This window comes from Streptomyces sp. NPDC003691, assembly GCF_053981115.1.
In genome coordinates, this window is the sequence record NZ_JBSFNQ010000184.1 from 1 (window position 1) to 5,606 (window position 5,606).

A 5,606-nucleotide genomic window follows, 5' to 3' on the forward strand; every position below is an offset into this window, starting at 1 on the left:
ACCGGTGACACCGCCGGTGACAATGTGATGGACGGCGAGCGGCAGATCGAAGCCACGCTGAACGTCGCCAGCCTCACCGACCCGGTGACCCCGCCCGTGTCCGCCGCCCGCGCCATGAACGGCAAGGCGGCGGCCCCGATGACCGCCATGACCGCCGCCTCCGCCGGATCCTCGGTCCTGGTGGCAACGTCCGCGGGCAGTGGCGCCAAGGGCGACTTCTCCGCCACCCCGATCCCCAGCGCGGGATCCTGGTCCGCGGGCAACGGCGCCGGAGCCTTCACGTACAGCTACCAGATGCAGGCACCGTCGGTGCCCGCGGGCCCCTCCCCCGCCCTGGGCTTCGGCTACAACTCCCAGGCCGTGGACGGATCCACCTCCGCCACCAACAACCAACCGTCGTGGGTGGGTGACGGGTGGGACTACAACCCGGGTTCCATCACCCGGACCTACAAGTCCTGCCGTGACGACCGGACCGGTGGCAACAACGCCAACCGCAAGACGGCCGACATGTGCTGGGGCTCGTACAACGCGGTGCTGACCCTCGGTGGATCCACCACCGAGCTGGTTCTGGACGACTCGGACAAGGCCACCCCGCACTCCGACAAGTGGGTCACCGCCAACGGCGACGGGTCGAAGGTCGAGCTGGCCAAGAACCCCGACTTCGCCAACGGCGACTCGGACGGCGAGTACTGGAAGGTCACCACGCGTGACGGCACCCAGTACTGGTTCGGCCGCAACAAGCTCCCCGGCTGGTCGGCGGGCAAGGAGACCACGAACTCCGCCTTCACCGTCCCGGTCTCCGGCAACCAGCCCGGCGAGCCCTGCTACAACGCCACCTACGCCAGCTCCTTCTGCCAGCAGGCCTGGCGCTGGAACCTCGACTACGTCGTCGATGTCCACGGCAACGCCATGTCGCTGTGGTGGAAGCAGGAGCAGAACCACTACGCGCAGAACTTCAAGTTCAAGCAGCCGGTGGCGTACGACCGCGGCGGTTATCTCAGCCGTATCGACTACGGCCAGCGCGACAACGCCATCTACACCGGCGACCCCATAGCCCGCGTCATGTTCGCCGTCGAGGAGCGCTGCTACGCCGAAGACAGCCTCAAGTGCACCGACGCGAACTTCACCTCGGGCGACTGGGCGCGGAACCGGATCTGGTACGACACCCCGGCGGACCTGTACTGCTCCGGTGCCACCGGCAAGGAGTGCTACGTCCCGGTAGCCAGCTTCTGGTCCCGTAAGCGCCTCGCGGCGATCACGACGTATGCCCAGCGCGTCCAGGGCTCGACCGCCCTGCACAAGGTCGACAACTGGAAGCTGGCGCAGTCCCTGCCGCACGAGAAGACCGACGAGGGCACCGCGCTCTGGCTGAACTCGGTCACCCGCACCGGCTACGGCGTCAACGACACCGAGGGCGTCCAGCTCAACCCGGTCACCTTCGTCGCCAACACCCAGTCCATGCCCAACCGGGTCAAGGAAGGCTCGGGCGACCGCAACCCGATCTTCGACCGGCTGCGCATCACCCGGGTGGTCAACGAGTACGGCGGCGAGACCGTCGTCACCTACAAGCCCCCGACCGGTCCGTGCGCGACCGGCTCCGGATTCCCGGCCACCCACGAGAACACCGGGCTCTGCTTCCCGGCCTACTGGCACCCGGACCCGGACAAGGCCGACGAGAGCATCGACTGGTTCAACAAGTACGTCGTCTCCAAGATCGAGGAACTGCCGAACGTCCGCGGCGTCCACCCCACCTCCACGACGTACGAGTACGACGAGACCGACGCCGCCAAGCGCAAGGGCGCCGGCTGGGCCCTCAACCAGGCCGAGTTCTCGAAGAAGAAGACCCGCACCTACGACCAGTGGCGCGGCTACGAAATCGTCCGCACCATCAGCGGCGCCGACTCCACCCACGCGTACACCGGCAGTGAGCGCTCCATGTCGGAGACCCGCTACTTCCGCGGTATGGACGGCGACAAGCTGCCCGGCACCGGGAACCCGGTCCGCAACATCACGGTGAAGGACAGCCAGGGCTACGACATCGCCAAGGACCTGCTGCCCTACCAGGGCCGGGTGGCCGAGAAGCTGACATACACCAAGATCGGCGGCCTGGTCCTCAACCGCGAGGTCGACTACCCCTGGAACACGGTCCTGGCCACCCGGGCCCGGGGCGACGGCATCCCGGACCTCAAGGCCTACCGGGTCATGGACAGCTACAGCATCGCTGTGTCCCTCTCCTCCGGCACCCGGACGGACACCAATCCGGACACCCCGGACGACACCCGCACCTATCGCACGGTCCGGACCGAGACCAAGCACGACAACACCTACGGCCTCCCGTACGAGGTCGAGTCCCAGGGCGACACCGGCGTCACCGGCGACGAGACCTGCTCACGTATCGAGTACGTCCACAACACCGCGAAGCATCTGATCGGCCTCTCCAAGCAGGCCCTGACGACGGCCGGTCTCTGCCCGGCCGCCAACGCCCCCGAGCCCCCGGCCACCTCCTGGATCTCCGGTTCGCGGGTCACGTACGACAACCTCGCCTACGGCGCCACCCCGGCCGACGGCCTGGCCACCACCACCTGGACGGTGAACAAGGACGGCGGGGCGTGGGACAAGGACTCCGAGGTCGCCTACGACTCCCTGGCGCGCCCGGTCAGCTCGACCGACGCGGCGAACAGCACCAGCACCACCGAGTACCTCCCGGCCACCGGCCAGGTGTACTCCGTCAAGACGAAGAACGCCAAGCAGCACACCTCCACCAGTGAAATCGAGCCCGGCCGGGCCACCGCACTGAAGGAGACCGACCCCAACGGCCGGACCACCACCTTCGAATACGACGGCCTCGGCCGCACCGTGAAGGCCTGGGGCCCGACCGACACCGCGGGCCGGCCCGCGGCGATCTTCACCTACCACGCCAAGCCAGGCGACCCGGTCTCGGTGAAGTCCGAGCTGCTCAAGGAAGGCGAAGGATCCGACTACGTTTCGTCCTACGTCTTCTACGACGGACTCGGCCGTGAGCGGCAGAAGCAGGACCCGGCCGTCGGCAAGGGCCGCCTGATCACCGATATCTTCTACGGCCCCAACGGCACCATCAGCCGCACCAACAACGGCTACTACTCCGGCAACGACCCGCAGCCGGTCATGTACGAGCCCACCGACGCCTCCGACACCAAGATCCCCAACGCCACCCTCTACAAGTACGACGCCCTGGGGCGGGTGCTCCAGGAGACGCCGTACGAGGCCGGCGTGGAGAAGCCGGAGAAGGCCAGCCGCTCGGAGTTCGGCTACGACTACTCCGTCGCCGTCGAGCCCACCGGCGCCGCCTCCCAGCGCTCCTACAGCGACGCCCTCGGCCGCACCGTCCGCGTCGATACCTTCACCGACCCCGCACGGACCGCGTTCCGCTCCACCCACTTCACCTACGACGCCCGCGGCGACATGGTCGAAGCCAAGGACCCCAAGGGCAACAAGTGGACCTGGGCCTACGACGTCCGGGGGCGGCTGAAGTCCTCAACCGATCCGGACACCGGCACCAGCACCACCGAGTACGACAACGCCAACCGACCCGTACTCGCCACCGATGCCCGCGGCGTGAAGGTCTGGACGAAGTACGACGAGCTGAGCCGCCCGCTGGAGCAGCGCCGCGACAGCGCCACGGGTGATCTGCTCCAGACCGGCACCTACGACACCATCGCGGGCGCCGTCGGCCTCCCGGTCAGCGCCACCCGCTATACGGACGGCCTCCCCTACACCAGTGAGATCACCGGCTACAACGCCGACTACCAGCCCACTGGCAAGAAGCTGACCCTGCCGGACAGCATCGCCACCACACATGGTCTGCAGAAAACCTACAGCTACACCTACGGGTACACGAAGGGTGGTCAGCTACGGGAGACGATGCTTCCGGCGGCGGGCGCGCTGACGGCCGAGAAGATCATCACGCGTTACAACGCGGACGGTCTCCCGGTCTCCACCTCCGGCAAGGAGTGGTACACGACCGACGCCGAGTACAGCGTCTACGGCCAGGTCGTCCGTACCGTCAGCGGCAACAACCCGAACCGGGTGTGGACCACCAACATCTTCAACGAGAACTCCGGTGCGCTGGAGCAGAGCATCGTCGACCGCCAGTCGACGAGCGACACCTCCACCGTGACCGGGACCCGGGTGAACGCCCGGTCGTACGAGTACGACCCGGCAGGCAACATCACCTCGGTAGCCGACCGGTGGAACACAGTCACCGACCGCCAGTGCTTCACCTACGACACCATCGGCCAGCTCACCCAGGCCTGGACCGCCCCCAGCACCTGCCAGGCACCCGGCAAGCAGGGCGCGGCGCCCGAGTATCCGGACGGGACGAAGAACGTCACGCCCAACAACGCCGGATACTGGCAGTCCTACACCTATGACGAGCTGGGCCAGCGCACCCAGCTGGTCAAGCACGACCCGGCGGGTGACGCCACCAAGAACGCCACCACGACGTACTCGTACGGCAAGGCGGACGGCACCCAGCCCCACACCCTGACCGGCACCTCCACCACATACAAGACCGAAACCGGCGCACAGGTCACCAAGCCCTCCGTCCGCACCTACGACAAGTCCGGCAACATGGACACCCGGACCGACGGCGGCATCGGGCAGACCCTGACCTGGACCTGGGACGGCAAGGCCGAGAAGATCACCGGCTTCGGCGAGGGCTCCGGCGCCTGGACCGGTCTGGGCGGCAAGTGCCTGGACCTGGCCGGGGGGCTGACCCTGGCGGGTACCGCGGTGCAGCTCTACACCTGCAACGGCAGCAAGGCCCAGAAGTTCCGCATCGATGCCTCTGTCGACGACCCCACCAAGGGCGCGCTGAAGGTCGCGGGTAAGTGTGTGGTTCCGGGCGCCGACGGCATCGCCGCCGTCATCGCGGACTGCAACGGCACCGCCGCCCAGCAGTGGACCACCGTCGCGACCGGCAAGAAGCTGAAGCACGTCGCCACCGGCAAGTGCCTCACCGCACCGAACGCCACCGTCGGCACCGACCTCCAGCTCACCACCTGCGACACCGTCAGCGGCGAGGGCCAGTCCTGGAAGCCCGCCGACGAGACCCGCTATATCTACGGGCCCGGCGGCGAGCGGCTGCTGTCGATCACCTCGGGCGAGACGACGCTCTTCCTGGGTGACACCACCGTCGCCACCAGCGGCGGGCTCCACTCCTACACCGAGCGCTACTACGCCCAGCCCGGCGCACCCACCGTGATGCGCCACGTTCTCGGCACCGGCGGCAGCGAACTGTCCGTACAGATCGCGGACCACAACGGCACCCCGCACATCAACGTCGGTCTGGCCGGTGGCAGCGCGGTCAAGTTCGCCAAGAAGGACCCCTTCGGCGTCGACCGGAGTCCGAGCCCCAGCTGGCGTTCCCACAAGGGGTTCGTCGGCGGTGACGACGACGCCTCCACCGGACTGGTGCATCTGGGGGCCCGCGAGTACGAACCGGCCACCGGCCGCTTCATCTCCGCGGACCCGCTGATCGACATCGGTGACCCGATCCAGATCAACGGCTACTCCTACAGCGAGAACAACCCGGTCACCTTCGCCGACCCGACCGGTCTGATGTCGGC

The 5,606-nt window shown here is 67.8% G+C and carries 1 protein-coding gene; it reads left to right on the plus strand.

Annotated features, from left to right (window positions below; all coding sequences use genetic code 11):
• A partial coding sequence (locus tag ACWDR0_RS34415; RefSeq protein WP_456355772.1) for an RHS repeat-associated core domain-containing protein occupies positions 1–5,606 on the plus strand: 5,606 nt, incomplete at both ends.